The sequence below is a fragment of the Streptomyces sp. NPDC097107 genome (genome assembly GCF_044762405.1).
Taxonomy (GTDB): domain Bacteria; phylum Actinomycetota; class Actinomycetes; order Streptomycetales; family Streptomycetaceae; genus Streptomyces; species Streptomyces thinghirensis.
Window position 1 is genome coordinate 337,747 of sequence record NZ_JBIWEF010000002.1, and the last position, 26,129, is coordinate 363,875.

A 26,129-nucleotide genomic window follows, 5' to 3' on the forward strand; every position below is an offset into this window, starting at 1 on the left:
ACGGGTTCCGACCGGGCGGTTCAGAGCCGGGCCCGCGGCCGCCGGGGCGGTGCCGGGTCGGCGGCGGTCCCCGCGGGTGCCCGGCGCCGGCGCAGCAGATGTCCGTACCGGCCCGTGAGCCAGGAGGTCAGGGCGACCGTGAGGCCCAGGGCGACCAGGAGCCAGGAGGCCGTGCGCAGGGTGTCGGTGAGGGCGTCGTAGACGGCGCCCGCGGCCGGTCCGTCCACCGCGCCGTCCACCGCGCCGGGGAGTTCGGCGACGGTGAACCGGCGGCCGACCACGACGGCGAGGGCGAGCAGCGCCCCGCCGAGGGCGGTGCCGATCCCGGCGGCCGTGACCGCGCGCCGGCGGCAGGCGGCCACGGCGATGCCGGTGACCGCGAAGACGACGGCCGCGAGCGGCAGCCACAAGGCGGCGACGTCGAGCACGTGGTAGCCCTTCCTGAGCCGGTCCACCTCGTGGGCCGGGAGCACGGTGACCGCGGTGTGCCGGACCGGGATGCGCCGCGCGAACGGCACGTTGTCGTCGGTGAGCCGGTCCTTGACGCGGGTGGTGACGGGGGCCAGGTCGACGGTGACCGCGCGTCCGCGCGTCCGTTCGTCCCGCAGGGCGCGCAGTACGGCTTCGTGGGCGGTGCGGTTGGCCGCGTCCCAGCCCTCGCGGAAGGCCTCGGTCCGGGTGAAGGACCGTGCCGCGTCCTGCACGAAGAGCCGCACGGTGCCGCTCACGGGGCCGGCCGCGACCTGGTCCACGACCCCTTCGCCCACCGTGTCGCCCACCGCATCGGCGACCGCGTCCCGTACGTCCGGATCGTCGGCGAGCGGCGACATGGCGGCGACGTACCGGCCGGTGTCGGCCGGCCCGAGCAGCGCCCAGGCCGCCAGCGTGCCGCACGGCGCGAGCAGGCAGGCGAGGGCGATCAGGACGGCCGACAGGGCGTTCCGGTGACGTGGGGGCACGCTTCAAGGCAAGGCCCCGGCAGCGGCACGGGCGACCGGCGTGACTGCATATGGCCCCCCACGACGAGCCGAACGGGCGCCCCGCCCGGAGCGGAGGGCCGCGGACGAGTGGCCGCCCGTCCCGGCGCTCCGGCCTCCCGGACGTGCCGTCCGTCAGGTGGCCTGGTGGCCCTTGGCGTCCTCGTGGGTGTAGTAGCGGTAGAACAACGTGGCGAACACCGCCGCCGCGAGGAGCAGGGACACGACGACGCAGGTGAACACGGCCACGCCGCTCTGCGAGTACAGGAACCCCAGCGCACTGCCCGCGAACGCGGCCCACAGGACCGCGTGGCCTTCGCGCGGCAGCCGCTCGGCCACCGCCCGGACCACGGCGAAGACCACGACGAACGCGAGCACGGTCATGAAGCCGAACAGCAGGTTCCAGCCGGTGATGGGGCCGCCGTGGCGGTTGATGGACGCGGCCCAGTAGCCGTAGACCAGCCCGATCGTGACGGGCACCGCCCACTTCGCCACCTTGTGGGCCCGCTCGCCGAAGACATCGGGCGTCGTCGTACGGCCGCGCGTGCCCGTCCCGGGGGACGTTCCGGTGGATGTTCCGCGTGCCGGTACCGCGTGAGCCATAGCGCACTCCTCTCGCCTCGCCCCCGTCTACCAGGGCACACCTGGGCGGGCCGACCGGCAAGTCAGGATGCGGGCCGCGGGGGCACGTGCTTCGCTGGGCCCCGTGTGGAGTCGCGACCGCGAGCCGGTGCGCGGCCGGTGGCGGCCGCTCGGCCGACTCGTCCAGGCCGCCGGCCGGGGCGACGCCGTGTCCCGGCATGAACTGCTCAGTGTCCGCGGGCACAGCGCGGCCTGGCTGATCCCGCTGCTCCTGCTCGTCGGCATCACCGCGGCCGACGTCGCGACCGGAGCGTTCGAGATCATCTCCTGGACCGTGCTCGTGCCCGGCATCGCCGCCGCGATCTGCGGGGTGCGGTCCACGGCCGTGCACGCGGTGGCCGCCGTCGTCGTCTACGTGTTCGCGGACACCGTCTGGCAGCACCGGGAGCAGACCGGGCTGCCCGGCCTGGTCCTCGTCGTCCTCGGGGGGACGATCGCGGTGGCGGCCGCCGCGCTCCGGGTCGGCGGCGAGCGGCGCATGATCCACATGCGGGACATCGCGGAGACCACCCGCCGCACCGTGCTGCGCCCGCTCCCGGAGGGTTTCGGCGGCCTCGACCACGCCGGCGTCTATCTCTCCTCGGACACCGAGGCCCGCGTCGGCGGCGACTTCTACGACATCCAGCCCGGCCCGCACGGCACCCGCGTCCTCGTCGGCGACGTGCAGGGCAAGGGCCTGGGCGCGGTGGAGGCGGCGGCCGCGCTGCTCGGCACCTTCCGCGAGGTCGCCTACCACGAGCCGGACCTCGCGACGGTCGCCGAGCGTCTGGAGACCCGCATGCGGCGCCACCGCGCGCACACCGCGGCCCTCGGCCGGTCCGACGGCGACCGCTTCGCCACCGCCGTGCTGATCGGCTTCTCCGAGGACCTGCCCGACGCCGTGGACGCCGTCTTCTTCGGCCACGAACCCCCGCTGGCGGCCGGTCCCGAGGGCGTGCGGCCCCTCGCGGACGCCGGCGGGCTGCCGCTGGGCATGGGCGACCTGGCGTCCGGCCCGTCGGTGTCGGTGCGCCGGCCGGCCCTCGCCGCGGACGAGACGCTCCTCGTGGTCACCGACGGGGTGACCGAGGCCCGCGACGCCCAGGGGTGCTTCTACCGGCACGCCGAGAACGTCGCCCGCGCGGTCGCCGCCGATCCGTCGAACGCGGCGCCGCCCAAGCTGGTGGCGCTCGTCCGGGACGGCACGCTGCGGCACTGCCGGGGACGGCTGGCCGACGACACCACCGTCTTCGCGGTCCGGCGCAGCGGACGGCCGCCGGAGTGGCCCTAGACAGGGCTCAGGTGCCCCGCTTTGCAGCCGCAGCGGTTACGGTGCTGCCGTACGTGATCGACAGGGGGAGGGGACATGCCCGGAACCGTGCTGCTGCTCGCGGCGTCGCCCGTGGGCAGGGGGTGCCTGGTGGACGCCGCCTCCGTGCTTCCCGTGCTGGCGGCCGTGCCGCCCGCCGTGCTCTCCGGCACCGACACCGCGAACGTCGTCGAGCTCGCCGACCCGCTGGAGCCGCAGGCCGTCCTCACCCGGCTGCGCGCCGCCGCGGCGGCCCCCGGACCACTCACCGTCTACGTCGCCGGCCAGCTCCAGCTGGACCGGCGCCAGCGCCTGCCGCACCTGGCGCTGGCCCGTACGACACCGGCGACCGTCCGCTACACCGCCCTGCCCTGGCACTGGATCCGCGAGGAACTGCGGCTGCGGCCGAGCGGCGCGACGACGCTGCTGCTCGACCTGCACGCCGACCAGGAGACCTGGCAGTGGCTGCGGGCCAGTCCGCTGGACTGCGGGCGCAACAACGCCGTTTACGGTCGCATCGCGCCGCCGCCCGCCAGACGGACGGTGGCGGCCCCGTCGTACATGCGGGCCGTCGCGACGATCCTGCGCAGCGGGCACCGGCCGCCGCCGGACCAGCTGCACCAGCAGGCGCTGACCCGCGCCGCGGCCGATGCCGCGGGCAGTGGCGCGGCGGCCGGCGCGGACCTGGTGCTGACCGCGCCGGGGCCGGAGGCGGGCGACCCGCACGCCCTCATCGCCGCCGCCGTGCAGTCCGGGCGGCACGCGGACGCCGACGCGCTCGCCGCCCGGCACGAGCGGGCCGCCGCCCACGCCCACGGGCCCGCTTCCGAGGACGCGCTGCACTGGACGGAGGTCCGCGCCGACCTGGCGATGTTCGCGGGGGACCCGGTGCGCAGCTGCCGGGCCTGGCTGACGGTGGCCGAGGCCCGGCTGGGCGCCGGCCAGCCGCCACAGGCACCGGCGGTGGAGGCGGCCGTCGACCGGGCCCACCACCAGTGGGGGCAGGTCCGCGACGCCGGGCCGGCCCGGGAACTGGGCGGGGCGCTCGCCGCGTTGCGGGGGCGGGTGCCCGGGCCGCGCGAGGGCGCGCTGGACCACGTGCGGCGGGAACTGAGCCGGTTGCAGGTCCAGGGCTGACGCCCCCGGATCCCGTCGGCCGGGTGTGCGCGCCCGCGTGCGCGTCACGACAGTGGCGTACGGACCCTCCCCTGGGCGCAACAGGGGTGCCATGATGGTGAGTTATGGCTGAGGGGGACGGAGTGGTGACGCGCGGTATCCGCATCCGGCTGGACGGTACCGCGAGCGAGAGCGACATCGACGCCCTGCACAAATGGCTGGAACGGGAGAAACCGCTCGCCGACCTGGCCCGGACCGACCAGCTCCGCATCGACGAACACAGCCGGACCGACGAGGCGGGCGCCCCGATGGGTGTCGGCATGGACATCGTGGTGGCGGTGATAGGGGGCGCCGCGGGCGCGATGTTCCAGGGCGTGATCGACCAGGTCAGGCGATCCGTGGAGGCCTGGCGGGCCAACCGCCGCGAGGTGGAGGACGGAGACCCGCCCCGGGCGCGCGTCGAGCCGGTGCGACCCGACGACAGGTAGGCGGCCGGTGACCGGTTACGACCCGCGGGGGAAGGCGAACCGGGCGCTGTTGGTCGGAGTGTCCGAGTACGACAACACGGGGCCGCCGGACGGCGTGCCCGGCGACCTTCCTGCGGTCAAGCACAACCTGAACCGGCTGGAGGAGGCGCTTCGGCACGGCGGTGTGTTCGGTGAGCGGGAGATCACGGTGTGCCGCTCTCCCGACCAGGGCGCCTTCGACCAGGAGCTGTGGAAGGCCGCCAATGAGGCCGCCGGCGTCCTGCTGCTGTACTTCGCCGGGCACGGGGCGATCCCGAACGCGGGCGATGAGCTGTTCCTGCAGATGCGCAAGGCACGTGTGGTCGCGGGCGGGCACGCGGTCTTCCCCGGCGCGGAGCTGTTCAGCGTCGCGCAGGCGATGCTCGCCGCCAGTCCGGCCCGGCGGATCGTGGTCGTCCTCGACTGCTGCTTCGCCGGCAACGCCGCCTGGATCCGCCCGGAGCCCCGTGACAAACGGCGGCTGCTGCTGTTGATGAGCGTGCAGGCCAACCACCGCATCGACGCGGGCGGTCCCGACACCCCGACGCCGTTCACCGCCGAACTCGCGGAACTGCTGGAGGCGGACGGCGACGTGTCGTTCCGCGCGCTCGTGCGCGACCTGCGGTCCCGGATGTCCGCGGCGGGGCACCGGACGGTGCGCGGTGACGTCTGGGAGCCGGAGAGTCGCGCCGAGCCAGGGGTGGACGTGCTCCTCGCCGCACGGGCAGGGGCGACCGGAGGCCCGCCCGCGCCCACACCCACGCCTCCCAGGTTCCCCGGCCTCGGGTCCGGCTCCGTCCTCCATCCGCCGCCCGGGCCCGTCCTCCAACCCCCGCCTGGGCCCGTCCTCCAACCCCCGCCTGGGCCCGTCCTCCAACCCCCGCCCGGGCCAGTTCCCGGCCCCGGGACCGGGCCCGCCTCTGATCCTCGGCCCGGGTCGGTTCCCGGCCCCGGGCCGGGGCCCGCCCCTGACCCCGGGCCGGAACCCGTGCGCCGGGTCGGGGCTGCTCTGTTCGGGTTGCTGGGCGGGATGGGCGCAGCCGGAGTCGCGCTGATCCGGCGGATGCGTGGCTCCGGGGCCCGGGAGGAACGGGCCGGCGGCGGAGGTTCGGTCGGGCAGGGGGGTGGCGGGCCCTTGGGTGGGCACGCGGCCGGCGGAGGTTCGGTCGGGCAGGGGGGTGGCGGGCCCTTGGGTGGGCACGCGGCCGGCGGAGGTTCGGTCGGGCAGGCCGGCGGCGAGGGACAGGAAGGGCAGGGCGGCGGCGAGGGACAGGAAGGGAAGGGCGGCGGCGAGGGACAGGAAGGGAAGGGCGGAGGGAGGTGGGACGGGCGGACGCGGCGGCTGGTCGCCGGGGGTGTCGTCGTGCTGGTCCTGGTCGGCGCCGCCCTCGGGTTCGGGGCCTACCGGCACCTCGTCCCGACCGGCGGCCCCTCCTCCTGCGCCCCGCCCCTGGAGCTGCGGGTGCTCACCGAACCCGACCTGGAGCCGACGGTCCGGGCCGCCGCCGACGCGTACCTGACGTCGGAGGCGAACACCACCGGCGACGGCTGCCGGCGCAGCGGCATCACCGTCTACAGCGCGGGCGCCGCCGACGCGGTCACCGCCCTGCGCAAGCAGACCGGCGCCTGGCAGGAACCCCGCGAGGCCGACACCAACCCGCAGCGCGACGTCGGCCCGCAGCCCGACGTCTGGATACCCGGCTCCCCCGCCGACGCCGCCCGGGTCGCCGCGGGGCAGGACACCGACTCCGTGGCCGAACTCGACCCGGACCAGGAACCCTTCGCGTACTCCCCGGTCGTGCTCGCCGTGCCGCAGGACATCGCCGCCGATGAACTCGACGACCGCACCGGCCCTCCGCTCACCCGGATGATCGACGACCTGCGCGCCCGGCACGCGGACGCCGCGGTGCGCCGTCCCGACCCGGAGTTCACCGACACCGGACTGCTGGCCACGATCGCCCTGTACGGCGCCCCGGGCGCGGCCGGCGCCCGTGACCCCCGCCGCGCCGAGGACCGGGTCGCCCAGTCCGGCCCGCCCGCCCCGACCGCCGCCGAGCTGCTGTGCGCGCTGCCCGACGACGACGCCGTCGACAACCGCACCGCGGCCCTCGTCCCCGAGTTCCTCCTGAAGAGCGGCGTCGGCTGCGACAGCGCGCGCCGCACCCCGCGCATGGCCCAGTACCCGGGCGACGTACCGGGTCTGGAACCCCTCTTCGTCCGCGTCCGCTGGCAGGGCGCCGACCGCGACGCGGCCGACCGCGACGACGAGGCGGACGCCTTCCGGGAGTGGCTCACCGGCACGGGCGGCAGGGCGGCCTTCGCCCGGGACGGCTTCCGCTCGGCCACCGGCAACCGTGCCCTGCTGGACCCCACCGAGGTCGCCGAAGGGGTGCTGAGGGCGCCGTCGCCGCTGACCGAGTCCGCCGGGCGGGACGCGATGGAGGCGTCCCTGGAGGGCTACCGGGGTGCGAACGGCCCCGGCCGCGTGCTGTTCCTGCTCGACAGCTCCGGCTCGATGGCCGGTCAGTGGGAGGGGCCCAGCGGTGGGCCCGGCCTGCTGAAACAGTCGTTGGGCGGGCTCGGCGAACGGGACGAGTACGCGGTGTGGGCGGTGTCGGACGCCGGCGGGGACACCCACGAGAGCGTGCTGTCCTTCGGCCCGCACACCCGCAAGGACGCCGAGCGCGCCATCGACCGCGAGGCCGGGGTCCGGGACGCCGAGGCCGATCCCGGCGGCGCGCTGCGGGCCGCGCTGGAAGCCATGGAGGTGCGGGACGCCGACGACGAGCGTCCCGGCCTGATCGTCTTCGTCACCGACGACGAGGACGCGGACCGGCTCGCCGACGACGGCTTCGGCGACCTGCTGGCCCTCGCGCGCGCGAGGGACGTGCCGATCGCGATGGTCTCCCTGAAGGGCGGCGGCTGCGACGAGGGGAAGCCGGACACCCGGATCTCCGAGGCGAGCGGCGGCCGCTGCCTCGACGCCGACGACGATCTCGGCGCCGCCCTGCACGACGAGGTCGCCCGCACCGGAACGGGGGAGGCGTGATGCGCGGAGTACCGCTCCGGCGACAGTCCCGGCGACGGGCGGCGGTGCTGCTGGCCCCGCTGTTCCTGCTGGTGCCGACCGCGTGCGGCGGTGGTGGCGGCGACGGGAGCGGGCCCGCGGCATCCCCCTCCGCCGACGTGCCCGGCGACATCGTGGTCGCCAGCGGCCGGGACGTCACCGGCAAGAACGGCGTCCGCCAGCGGCTCATCGACGCCTGGAACGCCGGGCAGGAGAAGGCCGGCACCGGCTACCGTGCCCGGCTCGTCGAACTCCCCGGCAACGCCGACGAACAGCGCAGCCAGCTGCTCGGCGCGCTCCAGTCCGGCAGCGCCGCCTACGACGTGGTCAACCTCGACGTCACCTGGGTCCCGGAGTTCGCGGCCGCGGACCTGATCAGCCCGTTGCCCGGGTCGCTGCTCGACGAGGACGTCATCGCGCCCGTCGCGAGCACCGCCCGCTGGGGCGGCAAGGTGTACGCCGCTCCCTTCAACAGCGACGTCGGCCTGCTCTACTACCGGCGCGACCACCTGAGCCAGGCGGACGTCGAGCAGACCGACCTGACGGGCGGCCTGGACTGGCCGGAGCTGAAGAAGCTGATCAACGCCGTCGGCGACCACAAGCCCGACGGCTACGACAAGGGCTGGACGACCCAGCTCGCCGCGTACGAGGGGCGTACGGTCAACGCGGTGGAGGCGTTCGCGTCGGCGGTGCCGGACCTCACGCTCACCGACGAGGACGGGGACTACGCCGCCACCGTCGAGGAGCTGACGGAGGGCATCACCGAGCTGCGCCGCCGTACCGAGGCCTCGTACGTGCTCCCGGACGCCTTCCACTCCGACGAGGCGGCGTCCCTCGGCGACTTCGCCTCCGGTCGCACCACCTTCCTGCGGCACTGGCCGTACGTGTATCCCGCCCTGCACCAGGCGTTCCCCGACGACGACCGGCTCGGGGTGACCGCGTTGCCGGGGCGGGCCGTACTCGGCGGCCAGAACCTCGCCGTGACCGCGGCGTCCCAGCGGACGGCCAAGGCGACCGACCTGATCCGGTACCTGACCGGCAAGGAGAGCGAACGCTGCCTGCTGGACGCCGGTTTCGCGGCGACGCGCACCTCCGCCTACACGGACGACGCCGTGACGTGCGCGGTGGGTGCCGCGACGCCCTCCGCGACGCCCTCCGCGACGCCCTCCGCGACGCCCTCCGCGGCGCCCACCGGGGAGAGCGCCGACACGGTGCCCCGCGACGCGGCCGGGCGCCCGGAGTACGCCCGCGACATCCTGCTACCCGCCCTCCGGGAGGCGGTGCACCGCCCCCGCACCCCGCTGTACGGCGCCTTCACCCAGACCTTCACCACCGAGCTGGGCGCCCTCTTCGCCGACGACCCGCCGGGTGACGCGGAACTGGCCCGGCGGCTGGACGAGGCCCTCGGACGCGCACTGCCGGGCTGACCGTCCAGCGGCGCCGCGCCGCACGACGCCTCAGCGGCTCACGGTGACCAGTGAGTCCGTGACCAGAGAGTCCGTGACCAGAGAGTCCGTGACCGCGGTCGGGTCCCCCGCCGGGGCGGGCGCCGGCGGGTGTGCCGTGCCCGTCGGTCCCGCGTTCGCGGCCAGCAGCAGGCAGGCCACGGCGGCGACGGCCGCGGCGAGGGCTCTGGCGTAACGTTCGGCGGTGCGTGTGCGTTCGGGCACGGCGTCCTCTGCGGGGTCGTACGGGATTGCGCCAAGCGCTGTTAAGCGCGCTTAATCCGCGGTTTAACCTAAAGCCGTCGGAGTCTAACGGGCAAGAGCCGCAGGGGGAGTTGACAGTGGGGGACCGTGACGACCGGGTGGCCATCGGCCGCCGGGTGCAGCGACTACGGGCCGAGCGCGGGATGACCCAGCGCCAGCTCGCCGAACCGGCCTACACACCGGCCTACATCTCCACCCTGGAGGCCGGCCGCGTCCGCCCCTCCGACGGAGCGCTGCGGCATCTCGCCGAACGGCTCGGCGTCGGCTACGAGGAGCTGGCCACCGGACGCCCGGCCCGGCTCGCCACCGATCTGCGGCTCAGACTCACCGAGGCGCGGCGCACGCTCGCCACCGACGGCGCCGAACAGGCGGCCGGGCAGTACACCGGACTGCTCGCCGAGGCCGAGACCCACGAGCTGCCCGAGGAACGGGCCGCCGCGCTGCTCGGACTCGGCGAGTGCGCGGTGGAGACCGGTGAACTGGCCGCCGGGCGACAGTACTTCGAGCGGGCCGAACAGTGCCTCGCCGACGCCGGCGCCCCGCTGCCCGCCCGCGTCCCGGCGCTGCGCGGACGCGCCCTCGCCCACTACCTCGCCGGTGAACTGCGGTACGCCGTCTACCTCCTGGAGACCACCCTCGACGAGCTGAACCGCGGCGGCCTGCACGACCCCGACGCGCTGCTCCTGCTCTACGCCAGCGCCATCGGCCCGTACATGGACATGGGCGCCCACGCGCGCGCCGCCCAGGCCGCCGAACTCGCCCTCTCCCTCGCCCCCAGCGCCGGCGACCCCGCGCTGGTGGCCCGCATGCACCGCTCCGTCGCCCGCACCCTGCTCGCCGAGGGCCGCCTCGCCGAGGCCGACGCCTCGCTCGCCAAGGCGGCCGAGCTGTACCGCACGCTGCAACTCCGCACCGAGCTGGCCAACTGCCACTGGATGCGCGGCTACGTCTGCGCCCAGAACGGCGAACTCCCGCGCGCCGAGGAGGAGATGCGGCAGGCCCTCGGCATGCTCTCCGCCACCCGCGCCGCCCTCTACAGCAGCCAGGTCGCCGTCGAACTGGCCGACGTACTGCACCGGCGCGGCAAGTCCGAGGAGGCCGCGGAACTGCTGCACGGGGTACTGGACGACCTCTCCTCCGAGCGCGGCGCCGTGCACTCCGCGGGTGCGCACCGGCTGCTCGGCGTCATCGCCGAGGACGCCCGGGACACCGAGGCCGCCGAGGAGCACTACGTCCGCGCCCTCAGCCTGCTGGAACGGGCCGGGGCCGCCGGCGACCTGGCCGACCTGTGCCGGCTCCTCGGCGACCTGCTGCGCCGCACCGGCCGGGTGGAGGCGGCCCTCGACGCCTACCGCACCGGCCTCGGACACCGCAGGGCACCCGGCACGACGACTCTGGGCCCGGCGCCCGCGCAGCCGCCGCTGTAGGGAATCCTGGGCTGTGCACAGCGGCGCCGGTCAGCATGGCGGCGGGGGCAGGGACGAGCGGGGTGCGAGGGACGTGGACGACCGACGGACCGTGGCCGACGGTGTGCGGCTCGCCGTGCGCGCGCTGGTGTACGCCGTGCTCGGCGGCGCCGCGCTGCTCACCGTCGCCACCGTGGTCTCGGTACTGGGCCCGGCCCTGGCGCTCGACCTCTACACGCCCCCGGTGGCGGCCTGGTGGACGGTGTTCACCGCCGTCGTCGTGCAGGGCGTGCCCTTCCTGCTGCTCGGCACGGTCGTCTCGGCGGCGATCGGGGCGTTCGTGCCGGAGCGCGCCTTCAGCCGCCTCCTGCCCCGCAACCAGGCCCTCGCGGTGCCCGTCGCGGGCGCGGCGGGGGTGGTGCTGCCCGGCTGCGAGTGCGCGTCGGTGCCGGTGGCCGGGAGCCTGATGCGGAGCGGGGTCGCCCCGGCGGCGGCGCTCGCCTTCCTCCTGTCGGCGCCCGCGATCAACCCGGTGGTGCTGGTGGCCACGTCGATCGCGTTCCCCGGACAGCCCGCCATGGTCGCCGCCCGCCTGCTCGCCTCGCTCACGGCCGCGGTGGTGATGGGCTGGCTGTGGGTCCGGTTCGGGAAGGACGAGTGGTTGCGCCTGCCGAAGAGCCGTACGGCGCCCGGAGCGTCGTCGTACGGCTGGACCGGCTTCCTCTCCGGTCTGCGGCACGACTTCCTGCACGCCGGCGGCTTCCTCGTCGTCGGCGCGGGCGCGGCCGCCGCCTTCAACGTCGCCGTGCCCCGCTCCGTCCTGGACGTCTTCACCGACTCCGCCTGGCTGTCCGTGCTGCTGCTCGCGGTCCTCGCGGTGGTGCTGTGCGTGTGCAGCGAGGCGGACGCGTTCGTCGCCGCCTCGCTGACCGGGTTCTCGCCGACCGCGCGGCTGGCGTTCATGGTGGTGGGGCCGATGGTCGACCTGAAGCTGATCGCGCTGCAGACCGGTACCTTCGGCCGCGCCTTCGCGGTGCGGTTCGCGTCGGTGACCTGGGTGGTGGCCGTGGCGAGCAGCGTGCTGGTGGGGTGGTGGCTGCTGTGAGGCGGTACGGGCCGGCGGTCCTGCTCGCGCTGACCGGCGCGGCGGTACTGCGCATCTCGCTCTTCGGCGACCTCTACCTGCGGTACGTGCAGCCGGGGCTGCGGCCGTACCTGATCGTGTCCGGGGCGGTGCTGGTGCTGCTCGCGGCGGCGACGGCCCTCGCCCGGCGCGATGGGGAGGCGGACGAGGAGGCGGACGAGGAGGCGGACACCCACGGCCACAGCCACGGCCCCGCCGGTCCCCGCGTCGCCTGGCTGCTCACCCTGCCCGCCCTCGCCCTGCTGCTGTTCCCGCCGCCCGCGCTCGGCTCCTACAGCGCGGGCCGCGAGGCGGCGCAGCGTGCGGCGCAGGGGGTCGGCACCTTCCCGGCGCTGCCGTCCGGGGACCCGGTGGAGCTGACCCTCGCCGAGTTCGGCTCCCGCGCGCTCTACGACAGCGAGCGGTCGCTGACCGGCCGTACCGTCCGCCTCACCGGCTTCGTCACCCACGGCGAGGACGGCACCTGGTACGTCACCAGGCTCCTCGTCTCCTGCTGCGCCGCCGACGCCACCACCGGCAGGGCCGAGATCCGCGGGGCCGGCGCCCCGCCCGTCGACACGTGGGTCACGGTCACCGGCGGCTGGCACCCGGAGGGCGGACTCGGCTCGGACGCGGCCTGGCCGCCGGTCCTCGACGCGAGGGACGTACGCCGGGTGGAGCAGCCCGCGAACCCGTACGAGAAGCGCTGAGCCCCCGTCCACGACGTGCGGCGCGCCCTGGTTTCCCCCGGTCGGGCCCGGGTAGTCGAGCCTGCGGCCGCGGGAGTGAAGGAGGCGGTGCGCGTGCGGCCCAGCGACAATTGCGGGTGGTCCTCGGACCGAGCACGCGCCGCCGAGGTGATCGCCGCACAAGTGCGGGGCGCCCCGCCGGACGAGGTCCCCGGACGCCTGTGCCGCACGGCCGTACGGCTGCTGCCGGTGACCGGGGCGAGCGCGTCACTGCGCGGCGAGGGCGTGCCGGTACGGCTGTGCGCCAGCGGTGACCGGGCGACGTACCTGGCCGAGCTACAGGCCACGCTGGGTGACGGCCCCTGTGTGAGCGCCGCCGAGTCGGGCGCCCCGGTGCTCGTCTGCGACCTGACGGCCGGTGCCGACGCCGGCCGGTGGCCCGTCTTCGCCCAGCAGGCGACGGCCGTCGGCGTACGGGCGGTCTACGCGCTGCCGCTGGGCGGCGCCGCCGGTTGCCTGGGCACCCTCGACCTCTACCGGGACACCCCCGGCCCGCTGGCCGACCCGCAGCTGAGCCTGGCGCGGCTCGTGGCCGGCGTCATGACGACGGCGCTGATGGCGCTGCCGCACGGGGAGGAGACCTGGCTGGACCGGCTGGCCGGAGACCACGACGAGGTCTACCGGGCCGTCGGCATGATCATGGCCCAGCTGGGGGTGGGGGCCGACGAGGCCCTGGCCCGCCTGCGCGCCGACGCGTTCGTGTGCGGCCGCACCGCGCACGACGTGGCCCGCGACGTCCTCACCCACCGCCGGCGCTTCGACCGCGACCACTAGGGGGTGCCGTTTGGATCTTGCCGGGGTCGCGGGGTCTGGCACGCACTCCCCCACTGCCTGAAGGGCGTGGGAGGTGCCCCCAGCGGCGTTGTCGTCGGTTGCCAGGGCTCAGCCCTGTCGCCCTTTCCGCCTTGCAGCCGCACGCACCAGACCCCGCTCGGGTCAGTCGCAACGCACCGCTGCCCGGAGTCGGCCTGATCCAAACGACACCCCCCAGCACCACCGCCCCTGCCCACGCCGCCGGCGTGCGGGGCCGTCCGGGTGAGGCGCCCGGCGAGAAAAACGGCTCGCGGCGGCGTCCGCCCCCGGGTACCGTCCCGTCCCATGAAGCGCGCGCGCCATTTCCTGATGACGACGCCGGGGAGTGTCCCGGCGCGCTGACTGCTGAGCAGAAGTCCGAAGCCCCGGGGCGAGCGCCCCGGGGCTTCTTCGCGTGGTGCTCGTCCCCCGTCCGGAGGAGACCACCGTGCACGACCAGCACCGAAACCCCGCCCAGGCACCCGCACCAGCGTCCGCACACGTCCGCGACCACCGGCGGCTCGGCCGCGAACTCGGACTGTTCGACACCGACCCCCTGATGGGCGCGGGCCTGCCGTACTGGCTGCCCGACGGGGCGATCGTCCGCCACACCCTGGAGGAGTACGTCCGCGAGGCGGAGCGCCGGGCCGGCTACCGGCACGTCTACTCGCCCATCCTCGGCAAACGCGAGCTGTACGAGATCTCAGGACACTGGGAGCACTACCGCGACGACATGTTCCCGCCGATGGAGCTGGGCGCGGAGGAAATCGTGCTCCGTCCGAGCCTGTGCCCCCACCACGCCCTGGTCTACCGCTCCCGCTCCCACAGCTACCGGGAACTGCCCCTGCGGATCGCCGAGCTGGGCGCCATGTACCGCTCCGAACCGTCCGGCGTGCTCGGCGGCCTGACCCGCGTGCGGGCCATCCACCTCAACGACGCGCACATCTTCTGCACCCCGGACCAGGCCGCCGCCGAGGCCCGCGCCGCCCTCGGCCTCATCCGCCGCGCCCACGCCGACCTGGGCATCCGCGCCGCCCGCTACCGCCTCTCGCTGCCCGGCCCGGGCGGCAAGTACGTCGCCGACCCGGAGCTGTGGCGGCGGGCCACCGCACTGCTGGAGGAGGCCCTGGAGGGGCTGCCGTACGAGGCGGTGGAGGGTGAGGCCGCCTTCTACGGACCGAAGATCGACGTGCAGGTCGCGGACGCCGCGGGGCGCGAGTCCACCCTCTCCACCGTCCAGATCGACTTCCACCAGCCCGAACGCTTCGGCCTGCGCTACACCGGCCCCGACGGCGCCGCCCACCGCCCGGTCATGGTGCACCGCAGCGTCATCGGCAGTGTGGAGCGGGTGGTCGCGCACCTGATCGAGGCGCACGGCGGGGCGTTCCCGGCATGGCTGGCGCCGGTGCAGCTGGTGGTGCTGCCGGTCGGCGCGGAACAGCGGGACCCGGCGTACGACCTGGTACGGCGCGCCGGTGACCTGGGGCTGCGCGCCGAGGTCGCCGGGCCGGAGCGGGGAACCCTCGGCGCCCGCGTCCGGGCGGCGCGCAAGGTGCCGTACCAGGCGGTGATCGGCGCGCGGGAGGCGGCGGGCGGCGACCTGGCGGACGTACGGCTGCGGGACGGGCGCCGGCCCGGGCGGGTGTCCGGCGCGGAGCTGCTGCGGCGGATCGACGGCCGGGTGCGGGCACGCGGCCCCGAGCTGTGGGAACCCGCGTGAGCCCGCGTAGGGTCACCGGGATTCGCGCCCCACCGAGCCCGAGGAGCCCCCGCAGTGACGACCGCCTCCGACGACCGGCAGCCCATCCCGGTGATCATCGACTGCGACACCGGCATCGACGACGCGCTGGCCCTGCTGCTGGCGGTCCGCCACCCGGGGCTCGATCTGCGCGCCGTCACCTGCGTGGCCGGGAACACCGGCGTGGCGGGGGTCGTACGGAACACCCTGACCGTGCTGGAGCAGGCCGGCGCCCCGGACGTCCCCGTCGCCCGGGGCGCCGAGCGCCCGCTGATCGAGGGGGTGCGCACCGCCCGGCACGTGCACGGGCACGACGGCATGGGCGACCTCGGTCTGCCCGCGCCCACCCGCGCCCCCGTCGACGTCGACGCGGTCACCCTGCTGCGCCGCGAGATCCTCGCCTCCCCGCGGCCGGTCACCCTGGTCCCCACCGCGCCGGCGACCAACATCGCGCTGCTGCTGCGCACCCACCCGGAGGTCACCGCCAACATCGAACGGATCGTGTTCATGGGGGGCGCGGTGGCCACCGGGAACGCGACGCCGGTCGCCGAGTTCAACGTGTGGCACGACCCGGAGGCCGCCGCGATCCTGCTCACCGCCGGGGTGCCGATCACGATGTACGGGCTGGACGTGTTCCAGCGGGTGATCGTCCCGGGGCCGGACGTACGCCGTCTGCGGGCGAGCGCCGAGCCCGGCACCCGGCTCGCCGGTGAGCTGCTCGCCCACCGCGGCCCCGCCACCGGCGAGTCCGACCCCGGCGGCGGCCTCGGCGACGCGGGCGCGGTCTGCGCGGTGCTCGACCCGGAGGGCCTGACCACGCACCGGCTGCCCGTCGAGGTGTCCCTGGCACCGGGACCGGCCCGCGGTCAGACCCTCGTCGACCGCCGGGTCCGCCCCGGGGAGTCCGAACTGCACGAGGGGACCCGCGAACAGCCCCTGGTGGACGTCGCTTTGGAGGTGGACGTGGCGCGGTACGTGAAGCTGTACCTGGGGGCGGTCGAGCGCACCGTCGGGTAGCGCATCGGCGCGTCGCGGGCGCGCGGGTTCGCTTTTCGGGTGATGTGGACAGATCTATTCGTGTCGCCCGCACGCATCGCGAAGGAGACCGCGTGACCGTACGCAGCACCACCAGCACGCCCGACCTGTCGTCCAAGGACCCCAACTGGTGGCGGCAGGCCGTCATCTACCAGATCTACCCGCGCAGTTTCGCCGACGCCGACGGCGACGGGCTCGGTGACCTGCGCGGCATCACCCAGCGCCTGACCCATCTGGCGACGCTGGGCGTCGACGCCCTGTGGCTCAGCCCGTTCTACCCGTCCGAACTCGCCGACGGCGGCTACGACGTCGACGACTACCGCGACGTCGACCCGCGCCTCGGCACCCTGGACGACTTCGACGCGATGGCCGCCGAAGCCCACCGGCTGGGTCTGAAGGTGATCGTCGACCTGGTCCCCAACCACACCTCGCACCGCCACGCGTGGTTCCGGGAGGCCCTGGCGGCGGGCCCGGGTTCCGCGGCCCGGGACCGCTACGTCTTCCGTGACGGCCGCGGCGAGCGGGGAGAACTGCCGCCCACCGACTGGCAGTCCGTCTTCGGCGGCAGCGCCTGGAAGCGGGTGCCCGACGGCCAGTGGTACCTGCACCTCTTCGCGCCCCAGCAGCCCGACCTGAACTGGGAGAACGAGCAGGTCCGGGCCGACTTCCGCACCACGCTGAAGTTCTGGTGCGACCGGGGCGTCGACGGCTTCCGGGTGGACGTGGCGCACGCGCTGGTCAAGGATCTGACCGAGCCGCTGCGTGATCTCGGCTCCCCGGAACTGAGCAGCGAGGCGGCGCTCGCGGAGTTCGCCCCCGGCACCCACCCGTTCTACGACCGCGACGACGTCCACGAGGTCTACCGCGACTGGCGCAAGATCCTCGACGCCTACTCCCCGCCCCGGATGGCGGTGGCCGAGGCGTGGGTGCCGGGCGCCCGGCGCGCGCTGTACGCCCGCCCGGACGAGCTGGGTCAGGCGTTCAACTTCGAGTACCTCCAGGGCGGCTGGGACGCGGCGGAGCTGCGCGAGATCATCACCGGTTCGCTGGCCGACGCGCACGCCGCCGGTGCCTCTGCGACGTGGGTGCTGTCCAACCACGACGTGGTCCGCCACGCCACCCGCCTGGCCCTGCCGCCGGACACCGACACCGACGCCTGGCTGCTGTCCGGCGGCCACGCGCCGACCGTCGACGCGCGGGCGGGTCTGCGCCGGGCCCGCGCGGCGACGCTGCTGATGCTGGCGCTGCCCGGCTCGGCGTACGTCTACCAGGGCGAGGAACTGGGCCTGCCCGAGGTGGCCGACCTGCCCACCGAGGTGCTCCAGGACCCGATCTGGGAGCAGACCGGGCACGTCCGCAAGGGCCGCGACGGATGCCGGGTGCCGCTGCCGTGGACGACGGACGGGCCGTCGTACGGCTTCGGCGCGGGCGCCGCATGGCTGCCGCAGCCGCCGGACTTCGCGTCGTACGCCGTCCAGGCCCAGGACGGCGTGGCGGGCTCGACCCTGGAGCTGTACCGCACGGCCCTGCGCCTGCGCCGGAAGCTGCTCGACGGCGAGTCGCTGGCCTGGGCGGACGACGTTCCGGCCGGGGTCCTCCGGTTCGACCGCTCGGACCGGTGGCGCTGCGTCACCAATCTCTCCGGCACGACGGTCGACCTGCCGGCCGGGGAGGTGCTGCTGAGCAGCGCACCGCTGGACGACGGCCGCCTGGGCCCTGACACGACGGTGTGGATGGCGCTGTAACCGGTCCGCGGGGAGGATCGGGGCCGGCGGCGGTCGGACCACGATCGCCCGTTCGTGCGAGGTGGTGCTGAGCCGGCGGCCCCGCTCCTCCGTCCAGGTCCGCGGAGGCCGGCGCGCACACCGGCGTTCGGCCGGACGGGGGGCTCCCGCCGGCCGCGGGCTACCCGCTCCGGGGCGGGAGCCCGTCGGGTGGCCGGGTCACACGTGTCCCGATCCGCCGCTGCCGAAGGAGCCGCTCGATCCCGGCAGCCAGCGGTGGCGGCTCTGGTCCTCGCCCCGGCGGCTGCCCGAGTGGTGGAGCTGGTACGGCATGAGCCGTGGGCTTCCGTCCGCCGCGAGCGGGATCTCGTCGGGTTCCCGCGCCTCCCGTTCCTCGTGGACGGCGCCGGAGGCGGGGAGTTTGCCGTGTTCGTCGGCGTGCGGGCGCTCGGATTCGCGTTCCATGACCCCCATGCCCATGCGTACGGCCCAGATCAGCGCGCCGGCGATCACCAGCCCGCCGATGAAGGCGATCGTCAGGTTGAGCGCGTGCGAGGACGCGGCCAGCAGTTCATACGTTGCCGTACTCATGTTCTGATTATGTACCCCCAAATGAGATAAAGCGCCAGGAATGTCCGGAGTGGCCGCCCGGAGGTCTTCCAGGAGCGCCTGCCGTGATTGAGAGCGGCCGGTGGCTGGTACCCGGCACACCGCGGCGGCGCCGCCCCCGAGCCCGCCGCCCCCCGCGCCGCCGGTGGAAGGAGCGCCCCATGACCGCGCCGTTGACGGCCGACGCCCATGACCACGGCCTGGCCGGGGACGGCACCGCCGACGACCGGCCGGCGTTGCAGAAGCTGGTGGACGCGCTGGGGGACGCCACCGCCGCCGACGGACGCCCGCGCACCGTGCGGGTGCCCGCCGGGCGGTACGTGATCCGGGACCGGCCCGTGCTCTGGCGCAGCGGCGTCTCGCTGATCGGCGCCGGACGCGGGGCCACCTGCTTCGCGCTCGCCAACCCGGGCGCCCCGGCGCGGCCGGTCCCGCTGGCCTGGTTCACCACCGCCCAACACGGCGCCGGGCCGGACCACCACATCGCCGACGTCACCTTCGCCCACTTCGAGACCGACGGCTCCGGGGTGGAGACCGAGGGGTACGAGGTGCTGGCCAAGGGGCTCGGCCTCCAGTACGTACTGCGCGGGCGCTTCACCGACCTGTACATCCACGACACCGCCGCCACCGGCTTCGGGTGCGACTTCCTCCAGGACACCGTCGTCGAGGGCGTGCTGGCCGAACGGTGCGGGCGGCAGGACCCCGGCGAGAAGATGGGCGGCGCGGGCATCGGGATCGGGGTCGGTGGCTGGGGGCCGGTCGAACGGCTGGCGGTGACCGACTGCACGGCCACCGGGAACGGCACCAACGGCATCTTCCTCGAACTCCAGCAGGACGACTGGGTCCCGCCCCGCGGCATCCGCGTCACCGCCTGCCACACCGAGGGCAACCGCTACGGCATCTCCGACTGGGGCGCCGACGGCCTGCTGGTCACCGGCTGCACGATGCTCGGCAACCACGTCGCCGGGTTCGACGTGTCGGCGCAGGGCACGACGAGCGTCGGCGGCCGCGGTGGCATCGTCACCGGTTGCGTCCTCGACGGCAACGTGGGCGACGGCATCGCGCTCGGCAACACCCCGGGCCCGTACGCCTTCCGCGGCAACCGCGTCAGCGGCAACGGGCGGTACGGCTACTGGCAGCACAACCTGGCGGGCGGCGACCAGGAACCCGCCACGGACATCGTCCTGGAGTCCAACGACATCCACGACAACGCCCTGGACGGCATCCGCGTCGACGCCCCGCTGCACGAGCCGGCGATCTTCGGCAACCGGATCCGGAACAACGGCCGCCGTGCCGCGCCGGAGACCCGGGGCGGCGGCGCGGGCGTCCACTGCGGGCCGCTCTCCCTGACCGACGAGAACGCCGACTGGCTGCCGGGCGGCCACCGCGGCAAGCGGCTGACGGTCGGCGCCCGGGACGCCGGGGCCGGCCCCCGGGACGCCGACGCCGAGGCCGACGCCGAGACCGAGGCCGAGGCCGAGACCGAGACCGAGGCCGAAACCGAGGCCGGCGACCGTGTCACCGCCGGGGAGGGCGACGAAGTCACCGTCGTGGTCACCGACAACACCGCCACCGAACTCACCCTCGCCCCCGAGCGACCCGGCGCGGAGACGGCCTGGCCGGGCGGCACCCCCGGGCCCGGCGCCGCCTACCGCCTCCCGGACGCCCCGGCCCCGCGCACCGGCCTCACCGCCGCCGCCGCCGTGACCCACCCGTACGTGCACGGCAACCGCGTCCGGGACGACGGGCACCCGCGCACCCAGACGCACGCCCTGTGGATCGCGCACGAGGCCACCTGGACCGGCGGCCGGGTCTCCGGCAACGACTTCAGCGGCAACGCGTCGGCGGCGACCCGGTTCGACTCGGCGCCGAGCGGCGGTCGCTGGCGGGACAACGACGGCTGACCCGCCGCCTCACGGTGCCCGGAGCGCGTCCACCGCGATCCGGGCCGCCGTGCCGATCACGGCGTCCGCCGCCGGGAGGACGGCCGCGGTGTGGGCGGTACGGGTGAAGACGGCCACGGCGTAGCGGCCGCCGTCGGGGTATTCGACGACGCCGACCTCGTTGCGCAGGGTCGGCAGGCTGCCGGTCTTGCCGGCCACGTGGACGTCGTCGAAGGGGAACCCCGAGGCCAGGCGGTGCGGCCAGACCTGGAGGCCCATGACGCGGCGCGCGGCGGCGCCGTACTCGGGCGGGCAGGCCTCGTCCCGCCAGAGGGCGGTGAGCAGGCGGGTCATGTCGCGGGGGGTGCTGCGGTTGGTGCGGGCCGGGTCCAGAGCGCGGAGCCGGGTGATGACGTGCGGGTCGGTCAGCGCCCGGGCACCGGCCGGCCCGGCGTCCTCGCGCATGGTGCCGAGCATCTCGCCGAAGCCGTACACCGCCCGCGTGCGGGTGAGGCCCAGCCGGTCCGTGGTGCGGTTGACGGCGTCCAGACCGACCCGGCGCAGCAGCAGGTCGGCGGCGGTGTTGTCGCTGACGGACATCATCAGGAACGCCGCGTCGCGCAGTGACAGCCGGACCGGGTCCAGCATGGCCGCCAGCCCCGTGGGCCCGGGGGTGCGTCCGGCCGGCGGGGACTCGACCTGCTCCGTGAGGTCGAGCACCCCGGCCGCCGCCAGCTCGTGCAGCGTCACCAGCACACACACCTTGTGGACACTGGCCGTGCACACCGCCTGGTCCGCCCCGGTCTCGACCTGTGCGCCGGAGTCGATGTCGACGGCGTGCAGCCACCCGGTGACCCCGGCGTCGGCGAAGGCGGCCTGGAGGCGTCCGGTCACGATGTCGGTCACAGCCAGAACTCCGATGCCGGGCGAAGGTGCAGTGGCCGGGCGGGGGCCTCCGAGCGGGCGCCGGCCGTGGTGCGCAGGGCATGGGTGGCCGCGTCCGCGAAGGCGCCGACGGCGGCGTCGCCGCGCCCCTTGGGCCAGGCCACGGAGTGCCGCCAGGCCAGCGGCGCCCCGGCCAGGGGGCGCCAGACCAGGTCCCCGTCGGCCGGGGCGGCGAGCTGGGTGTCGCGGGGGCCCAGGGCGACGGCCCCGGACGACAGCACGAGGCCGCGTACGAAGCTGGCGCCCTGGCCGTGCCGTACGGCCGCGGGCGTGTAGCCGCCTCGCGCGCAGGCGGTGAGCAGGTCGTCGTAGACCGCGGGGGCGCCGGCGCGCGGGAAGAGGACCAGGTCGTAGCCGGTGAGGGAGGCGAGCGGCACCTCGTCGAGCCGTGCCTGGGCGGCCCCGCGCGGCAGCAGCACGCCGAGGTCGCGGCGCAGGACCGGCCCCAGCTCCAGGCCGGCGACGTCACAGGGGTGGTGGATGAGGCCGACGTCCAGCTCGTGCGCCGCGAAGGCGGCGAGCTGCTGGGCCGTGGACAGCTCGTGCAGTTCCAGTTCGAGGCCCGCGTGCCGGCGCCGGAAGTCCGCCAGGAGCGCGGCGACGGTCTCACCGGAGATGTCGGGTGACAGGGCGGCGCGCAGCAGCCCGGTCTCACCGTCCCTGATACGGCGCGCGGCGGCCCGGAAGGACTCGGAGCGGGCGAGCAGCTCACGGGCCTCGGCGAGCAGCAGCGTGCCCGCCTCGGTGATGGCCACCTGGCGGCTGGTGCGCTCGAAGAGCCGGACGCCCAACTCCCGCTCCAGCCGCTGGATGCGCTGCGACAGGGGCGGCTGGGCCATGCCGAGGCGGGCGGCGGCACGCCCGAAGTGTGACTCTTCTGCAACAGCCACAAAGCACTCCAGGTGCCGCACCAGGTCCACGACCAGTAATCATATCGGGGATTGATCGATCCGACATCCATATCAATCTTGGACAGTGGGCCGGTGGGGTTGCTGTCCTCGGGGTATGCGCTCCTTCCGCGACCTCTCGCTCGGCCCGCGCCGGTGGCCCGCCGCGCTCGCCCTCGCCCTCACCCTCCCCCTGGCCGGCTGCGCCACCGGGTCCGGGAGCCCGGACCCGGCGCCGCCGGCGAGCAGCACGCCCCCGCCCGGCGCCACGGCGTCCGCGGCACCGGAGGTGGTCGCCGGCCGGCTGCGGGCCGACGGCCACACCCGCCGGTACCTCCTGCACCGGCCCGCCGCCGACGGCCCGAGGCCCCTCGTCATCGCCTTCCACGGCCGTGGCGCCGACGCCGCCGAGATGCGCGAGAAGAGCCGGCTGGAGAAGGCCGCCGGGGCCCGCGGCATGCTGGTCGCCTACCCCGAGGGGCTCGACAACGGCTGGGGCGCGGGCAGGCAGGCGACCGAGCGGCGCCCGGATCCCGACCTCGACGTGCGGTTCACCGAGGCACTGATCAAGCACCTGGTGCGCACCGAACGGGCCGACCCCGAGCGGGTCTACGTCGCCGGATTCTCCAACGGCGGCTCGATGGCGCTGCGCATGGCCGCCCAGCGTCCCGGCCTGCTGGCGGGAGCGGCCTCGGTATCCGGGCAGCTGCCCGCGGGCGCCGCCGCGGTCGAGCCCACGGGGCCCGTCCCGGTCATGGTCGTCTACGGCGCCGACGACCCCGTACGCCCCCTGGCGGGCTGGCCCTCCCCGCCGCCGGACCCCGAGGAGCCGATCCTCCCGAGCCTGTCGGCCCGGGACAGCGCGGAGGCGTTCGCGGTGGCGGGCGGTGCGGGCGAACCGGTCACGGAGGACGAGAAGGGCTACGACCGGACCGTCTGGCGCCTGAAGGAGGCGGCCTCCGATGCCTCCGACGCCCCGGGCGACGGCTCCGACGCGCCCGGCGACGGCCGGGACGCCACCGTCCAGCTCCTGGTCGTCGAGGACGCCGGTCACACCTGGCCGGGTTCGTCGATCACCCCGCCCAAGGGGTTCGGCCCCACCAGCAAGGCCCTGAGCGCCACCGACACGATCCTCGACTTCTTCACCGCCGGCTGACCGACGACGCTGACCGGCGACGCGGCCCGACCCACAGACCCCGACGCACGGCCGACCCACAGACCCGACGCACGGCCGACCCACAGACCCGACGCACGGCCGACCCACAGACAGGAACCCAGATGCCGGACTCTCCCTACTTCACCCCTCCGCGCCGCCGCGGGCCGCGCAACGGTGTGCGGGCCGTCGCCGCGGTGGGGGTCGTGCTCGCCATCGCCGCGGGCGGCTCGTACGCCGCCGGGTTCGGCCCCTTCGCGCGCGGCGACGACGGTCCCGACCCCGCCGCGATGAAGCAGGCGCGCGCGTTCCTCGCCGACTGGGCCGCCGGGCGCCTGCCGAGCGCGGCCGGCCGCACCACCAGACCCGGCGCGGCACAGGAGGTGCTGCAGAGCTTCACCGCGGGCCTCGACATCGGCAAGCCGCGACTGACGGCGGCGGGGGAGGCGAAGGAGGCCGAGGACGGCACCCTCGGCGTCCCCTTCACCGCGAAGATGCCGATCACGGGCCTGGGCACCTGGACGTACGAGTCGCGGCTGCCGCTGCGCGAACAGGACGACGGCGGCTGGAAGGTGGACTGGCGGCTGTCCCTGGTGCACCCGCGGCTGAGCGACACGGAGAAGTTCCGGCTGGAGCGCGAGGAGACGACACCGCCGAACGTCACCGACCGCGAGCGGACCTCCCTCTCGGGCGGCGAGTACCCGTCCCTGACTCCACTCCTCGGCCGGCTCGCCGACAGCACCGGTGGCGGACCGCGCGGCGCGGTCGAGCTGGTCGACCGGGCCACCGGCGAGACCGTGCGCACCGAGGCGGCCTTCGGGAAGAAACCCGATCCGGCGACGGACGGCAAGCCCGTCCGCACCACCCTGGACGCCACCTGGCAGTCCGCCGCCGAACAGGCCCTCACCGAGGCCGACGGCAAGAACGCCGCCCTCGTCGCCCTGCGCATCGACAACGGAGAGGTCCTCGCCCTCGCCAACTCCCCCTCCACCGGCTTCAACCGCGCCGCCTCCGGCACCTACGCGCCCGGCTCCACCTGGAAGATCGTCACCAGCAGCGCCCTCCTGCTCAAGGGCGCCGTCGAGCCCGACGACGTCGTGGACTGCCCCAAGTACCTGACCGTCGGGAAGGAGTTCCACAACGTCGAGACGTCCGAGTACCCCGGCGCCACGTTCCGCAAGGACTTCACGGAGTCGTGCAACACCGCGTTCATCAGCCTGCGCGGCAAGCTCGGCGAGGGGGAGCTGGGGAAGGTCGCCCGCACCTACTTCGGGGTCGGCCAGGAGTGGCACATCGGCATCCCGACGTACGACGGCTCCGTGCCGGTACCCAAGGACGAGACGGAGAAGGCCGCGTCGATGATCGGGCAGGGCCGGGTCCAGGCCAACCCGCTGATCATGGCGTCGGTGACGGCCACCGCGGTCTCGGGCGAGTTCCACCAGCCGTCCGTCACCGCCGGGAACACGGACGAAACCCGCACCGAGCCGCTCCCCGACGAGGTCGTCACCCAGCTGCGCGAGCTGATGCGGGCCACCGTCACCGACGGCACCGCGCACGTCCTGGCCGACCTGCCCGGCGAGATCGGCGCGAAGACCGGTACCGCCGAGGTCTCCGACGACCAGGACAACAACGGCTGGCTCGTCGCCCACCGCGGCAACGTGGCCGTCGCCGTGGTCGTCGAGGAGGGCGTCACCGGCGGCGGCTCGGCGGGACCGATCGTGCACAGCCTGCTGTCCGCCGTACCACAGGACCCGTCCTGAGCCGTTCGGGACCCGCCCGGCGTTCGTACGACCCGGAGGGTGAGGGATGACCGTCGGCGCACGCGACGGAGCGCCCCGGCAGCGACGCGACGCGCGGCGCAACCGGGAGCTTCTGCTGGAGGCGGCCCACGAGGTGTTCACCGAGGAGGGCCTGGACGCGCCGCTGGACGTGATCGCACGCCGGGCGGGCGTCGGCAACCCGACGCTCTACCGCCACTTCCCCACCCGGGCCGCGCTCGTGGACGCCGTCTTCCGTGACTCGCTGACGGACACGATGGACGCCGGGGAACGGGCCAGGAACGCCACGGACGCGTGGGCGGGCCTGACCGCCTATCCCGACGCGGTCTTGGAGACCCTGGCCGCCGATCGCGGCACCAACGACCTCATGACGACGCACCTGCGGGGCGTGGACAGCCTGGAGGCCGTGCACGGGCACACCCGCCGGACCGTGGACTCGCTGCCGGCCCGCTGCCGCGACGAGGGCACCGTCCGCGCCGGCGTCACCACCGAGGACGTCCTGTTCGCGCTCGCGGCACTGGGCCGTGCCGTCCCGGCCCTGACCGCCGCGACCGCGCCGGACGCCTGGCGCCGCCCCCTGGCCCTGCTCCTCGGTGGCCTGTGCACCGCGCCGCACCCGCCGCCCCTGCCCGTCCCCGCGCTCACCGCCGCCGAACTCGGCGACGTCCTGCGGGAGATGGGCCCGCACCGCACACGCGGTGGCGGCCGCGTGGCCGACGCGTGAGGTGAGGTGGCTCAGCCCTGGGAAGTGGGCGTCGCGGGCCCGCCGTCCCCGGTGCCCTCGCGGCGGACCGCCTCACCCCGGATGACGCGCGGCGCCTCCCGGTCCTCCGACGGCGTCCGCTCCTCGTCCTTCATCGCACGGGCCTCGGCCTTGAGGATGCGGGCCGACTTGCCCGCCGAGCGGGTCAGCTCGGGGAGCTTCTTGGCGGCGAGTACGGCAATGACGACGATGAGAATGATCGCGAGCTCGCTCAGTCCGAACACGGCGCTCCCCTGTGG

Annotated in this window: 23 protein-coding genes; 16 read left to right on the plus strand and 7 right to left on the minus strand. The window is 75.2% G+C overall.

Annotated features, from left to right (window positions below):
• Nucleotides 1-20: 20 nt before the first annotated feature.
• Both ACIQ1J_RS05220 and ACIQ1J_RS05225 read right to left on the minus strand, forming a co-directional pair.
• Nucleotides 21-959: a hypothetical protein gene (locus ACIQ1J_RS05220; protein ID WP_210959873.1), complete on the minus strand. Its 939-nt coding sequence runs from the start codon at nucleotides 957-959 to the stop codon at nucleotides 21-23.
• Nucleotides 960-1,112: 153 nt separating this feature from the next.
• A complete protein-coding gene (locus ACIQ1J_RS05225) occupies nucleotides 1,113-1,580 on the minus strand; it encodes a hypothetical protein (protein WP_403554236.1) in 468 nt (155 codons plus the stop codon).
• Nucleotides 1,581-1,647: 67 nt separating this feature from the next.
• Here ACIQ1J_RS05225 and ACIQ1J_RS05230 point away from each other — a divergent pair, with 67 nt between their 5' ends.
• The 5 genes from ACIQ1J_RS05230 (at nucleotide 1,648) to ACIQ1J_RS05250 (ending at nucleotide 9,023) form a co-directional block, all read left to right on the plus strand.
• Nucleotides 1,648-2,889, plus strand: coding sequence for a PP2C family protein-serine/threonine phosphatase (locus ACIQ1J_RS05230; protein ID WP_403554238.1), 1,242 nt, complete (start codon nucleotides 1,648-1,650; stop codon nucleotides 2,887-2,889).
• A 75-nt stretch (nucleotides 2,890-2,964) separates the two neighbouring features.
• Nucleotides 2,965-4,044, plus strand: coding sequence for a hypothetical protein (locus tag ACIQ1J_RS05235; RefSeq protein ID WP_403554240.1), 1,080 nt, complete (start codon nucleotides 2,965-2,967; stop codon nucleotides 4,042-4,044).
• A gap of 104 nt (nucleotides 4,045-4,148) precedes the next feature.
• On the plus strand, nucleotides 4,149-4,511 hold the full coding sequence (locus tag ACIQ1J_RS05240) for a hypothetical protein (RefSeq protein ID WP_403554242.1): 363 nt from the start codon (nucleotides 4,149-4,151) through the stop codon (nucleotides 4,509-4,511).
• A gap of 7 nt (nucleotides 4,512-4,518) precedes the next feature.
• Nucleotides 4,519-7,578: a substrate-binding domain-containing protein gene (locus ACIQ1J_RS05245; protein ID WP_403554244.1), complete on the plus strand. Its 3,060-nt coding sequence runs from the start codon at nucleotides 4,519-4,521 to the stop codon at nucleotides 7,576-7,578.
• Entirely contained in the window at nucleotides 7,578-9,023 is a 1,446-nt protein-coding gene (locus ACIQ1J_RS05250) for an extracellular solute-binding protein (RefSeq protein ID WP_403554246.1), read from the plus strand. The genes ACIQ1J_RS05245 and ACIQ1J_RS05250 overlap by 1 nt, the downstream gene beginning before the upstream one ends.
• A 30-nt stretch (nucleotides 9,024-9,053) precedes the next feature.
• Here ACIQ1J_RS05250 and ACIQ1J_RS05255 read toward each other — a convergent pair whose 3' ends face one another.
• On the minus strand, nucleotides 9,054-9,266 hold the full coding sequence (locus ACIQ1J_RS05255; protein ID WP_403554248.1) for a hypothetical protein: 213 nt from the start codon (nucleotides 9,264-9,266) through the stop codon (nucleotides 9,054-9,056).
• Nucleotides 9,267-9,382: 116 nt separating this feature from the next.
• On the opposite strand from ACIQ1J_RS05255, the gene ACIQ1J_RS05260 reads away from it, so the two are divergent.
• From ACIQ1J_RS05260 to ACIQ1J_RS05290, 7 genes are all read left to right on the plus strand, one after another.
• Entirely contained in the window at nucleotides 9,383-10,732 is a 1,350-nt protein-coding gene (locus ACIQ1J_RS05260; RefSeq protein ID WP_403554250.1) for a helix-turn-helix domain-containing protein, read from the plus strand.
• Nucleotides 10,733-10,805: 73 nt separating this feature from the next.
• Nucleotides 10,806-11,816 carry a permease gene (locus ACIQ1J_RS05265; protein WP_403554251.1) on the plus strand — a complete coding sequence of 337 codons (1,011 nt, stop codon included), beginning with the start codon at nucleotides 10,806-10,808 and terminating at the stop codon, nucleotides 11,814-11,816.
• Nucleotides 11,813-12,544, plus strand: coding sequence for a TIGR03943 family putative permease subunit (locus tag ACIQ1J_RS05270; RefSeq protein WP_403554808.1), 732 nt, complete (start codon nucleotides 11,813-11,815; stop codon nucleotides 12,542-12,544). Before ACIQ1J_RS05265 ends, ACIQ1J_RS05270 begins: the two co-directional genes overlap by 4 nt.
• Before the next feature lie 93 nt (nucleotides 12,545-12,637).
• Nucleotides 12,638-13,357: a GAF and ANTAR domain-containing protein gene (locus ACIQ1J_RS05275; protein ID WP_403554253.1), complete on the plus strand. Its 720-nt coding sequence runs from the start codon at nucleotides 12,638-12,640 to the stop codon at nucleotides 13,355-13,357.
• A 466-nt stretch (nucleotides 13,358-13,823) separates the two neighbouring features.
• Nucleotides 13,824-15,095 (plus strand): threonine--tRNA ligase, encoded by a 1,272-nt coding sequence (gene thrS / locus ACIQ1J_RS05280; RefSeq protein WP_403554255.1) that lies wholly within the window; start codon nucleotides 13,824-13,826, stop codon nucleotides 15,093-15,095.
• Between the two features lie 54 nt (nucleotides 15,096-15,149).
• Complete coding sequence (locus tag ACIQ1J_RS05285; protein WP_403554257.1) at nucleotides 15,150-16,130, plus strand: nucleoside hydrolase; 981 nt, start codon at nucleotides 15,150-15,152, stop codon at nucleotides 16,128-16,130.
• A 92-nt stretch (nucleotides 16,131-16,222) separates the two neighbouring features.
• Nucleotides 16,223-17,893: a glycoside hydrolase family 13 protein gene (locus ACIQ1J_RS05290; RefSeq protein WP_403554259.1), complete on the plus strand. Its 1,671-nt coding sequence runs from the start codon at nucleotides 16,223-16,225 to the stop codon at nucleotides 17,891-17,893.
• A 198-nt stretch (nucleotides 17,894-18,091) separates the two neighbouring features.
• On the opposite strand, the gene ACIQ1J_RS05295 is transcribed toward ACIQ1J_RS05290, so the two are convergent.
• The gene (locus ACIQ1J_RS05295; protein WP_210964242.1) at nucleotides 18,092-18,463 is read right to left on the minus strand and encodes a DUF6479 family protein; all 372 of its coding nucleotides are present in this window, start codon (nucleotides 18,461-18,463) and stop codon (nucleotides 18,092-18,094) included.
• Between the two features lie 179 nt (nucleotides 18,464-18,642).
• On the opposite strand from ACIQ1J_RS05295, the gene ACIQ1J_RS05300 reads away from it, so the two are divergent.
• Nucleotides 18,643-20,385, plus strand: a complete 1,743-nt coding sequence (locus ACIQ1J_RS05300) for a right-handed parallel beta-helix repeat-containing protein (RefSeq protein ID WP_403554261.1) — start codon at nucleotides 18,643-18,645, stop codon at nucleotides 20,383-20,385.
• Between the two features lie 9 nt (nucleotides 20,386-20,394).
• On the opposite strand, the gene ACIQ1J_RS05305 is transcribed toward ACIQ1J_RS05300, so the two are convergent.
• Nucleotides 20,395-21,270 carry a serine hydrolase gene (locus ACIQ1J_RS05305; RefSeq protein ID WP_210964244.1) on the minus strand — a complete coding sequence of 292 codons (876 nt, stop codon included), beginning with the start codon at nucleotides 21,268-21,270 and terminating at the stop codon, nucleotides 20,395-20,397.
• A complete protein-coding gene (locus ACIQ1J_RS05310) occupies nucleotides 21,267-22,199 on the minus strand; it encodes a LysR family transcriptional regulator (RefSeq protein WP_403554264.1) in 933 nt (310 codons plus the stop codon). Before ACIQ1J_RS05310 ends, ACIQ1J_RS05305 begins: the two co-directional genes overlap by 4 nt.
• A gap of 115 nt (nucleotides 22,200-22,314) precedes the next feature.
• Here ACIQ1J_RS05310 and ACIQ1J_RS05315 point away from each other — a divergent pair, with 115 nt between their 5' ends.
• The 3 genes from ACIQ1J_RS05315 (at nucleotide 22,315) to ACIQ1J_RS05325 (ending at nucleotide 25,851) form a co-directional block, all read left to right on the plus strand.
• Nucleotides 22,315-23,352, plus strand: a complete 1,038-nt coding sequence (locus tag ACIQ1J_RS05315; RefSeq protein WP_403554266.1) for an alpha/beta hydrolase family esterase — start codon at nucleotides 22,315-22,317, stop codon at nucleotides 23,350-23,352.
• Nucleotides 23,353-23,474: 122 nt separating this feature from the next.
• On the plus strand, nucleotides 23,475-25,109 hold the full coding sequence (locus ACIQ1J_RS05320; RefSeq protein ID WP_403554268.1) for a penicillin-binding transpeptidase domain-containing protein: 1,635 nt from the start codon (nucleotides 23,475-23,477) through the stop codon (nucleotides 25,107-25,109).
• 46 nt (nucleotides 25,110-25,155) lie between these two features.
• Nucleotides 25,156-25,851 (plus strand): TetR/AcrR family transcriptional regulator, encoded by a 696-nt coding sequence (locus ACIQ1J_RS05325; protein ID WP_403554270.1) that lies wholly within the window; start codon nucleotides 25,156-25,158, stop codon nucleotides 25,849-25,851.
• 11 nt (nucleotides 25,852-25,862) lie between these two features.
• Here the strand turns inward: ACIQ1J_RS05325 and ACIQ1J_RS05330 are convergent, their stop codons facing one another.
• Nucleotides 25,863-26,114 (minus strand): twin-arginine translocase TatA/TatE family subunit, encoded by a 252-nt coding sequence (locus tag ACIQ1J_RS05330; protein WP_210964248.1) that lies wholly within the window; start codon nucleotides 26,112-26,114, stop codon nucleotides 25,863-25,865.
• Nucleotides 26,115-26,129 lie beyond the last annotated feature (15 nt).

Bases quoted from the DNA above. Each gene is read 5' to 3' on its own strand.
- ACIQ1J_RS05295 (WP_210964242.1), bottom strand. From the start codon at position 18,463: ATGAGTACGGCAACGTATGAACTGCTGGCCGCGTCCTCGCACGCGCTC.
- ACIQ1J_RS05240 (WP_403554242.1), top strand. From the start codon at position 4,149: ATGGCTGAGGGGGACGGAGTGGTGACGCGCGGTATCCGCATCCGGCTG.
- ACIQ1J_RS05250 (WP_403554246.1), top strand. From the start codon at position 7,578: ATGCGCGGAGTACCGCTCCGGCGACAGTCCCGGCGACGGGCGGCGGTG.
- ACIQ1J_RS05225 (WP_403554236.1), bottom strand. From the start codon at position 1,580: ATGGCTCACGCGGTACCGGCACGCGGAACATCCACCGGAACGTCCCCC.
- ACIQ1J_RS05300 (WP_403554261.1), top strand. From the start codon at position 18,643: ATGACCGCGCCGTTGACGGCCGACGCCCATGACCACGGCCTGGCCGGG.
- ACIQ1J_RS05230 (WP_403554238.1), top strand. From the start codon at position 1,648: ATGCGGGCCGCGGGGGCACGTGCTTCGCTGGGCCCCGTGTGGAGTCGC.
- ACIQ1J_RS05315 (WP_403554266.1), top strand. From the start codon at position 22,315: ATGCGCTCCTTCCGCGACCTCTCGCTCGGCCCGCGCCGGTGGCCCGCC.
- ACIQ1J_RS05235 (WP_403554240.1), top strand. From the start codon at position 2,965: ATGCCCGGAACCGTGCTGCTGCTCGCGGCGTCGCCCGTGGGCAGGGGG.
- ACIQ1J_RS05320 (WP_403554268.1), top strand. From the start codon at position 23,475: ATGCCGGACTCTCCCTACTTCACCCCTCCGCGCCGCCGCGGGCCGCGC.
- ACIQ1J_RS05325 (WP_403554270.1), top strand. From the start codon at position 25,156: ATGACCGTCGGCGCACGCGACGGAGCGCCCCGGCAGCGACGCGACGCG.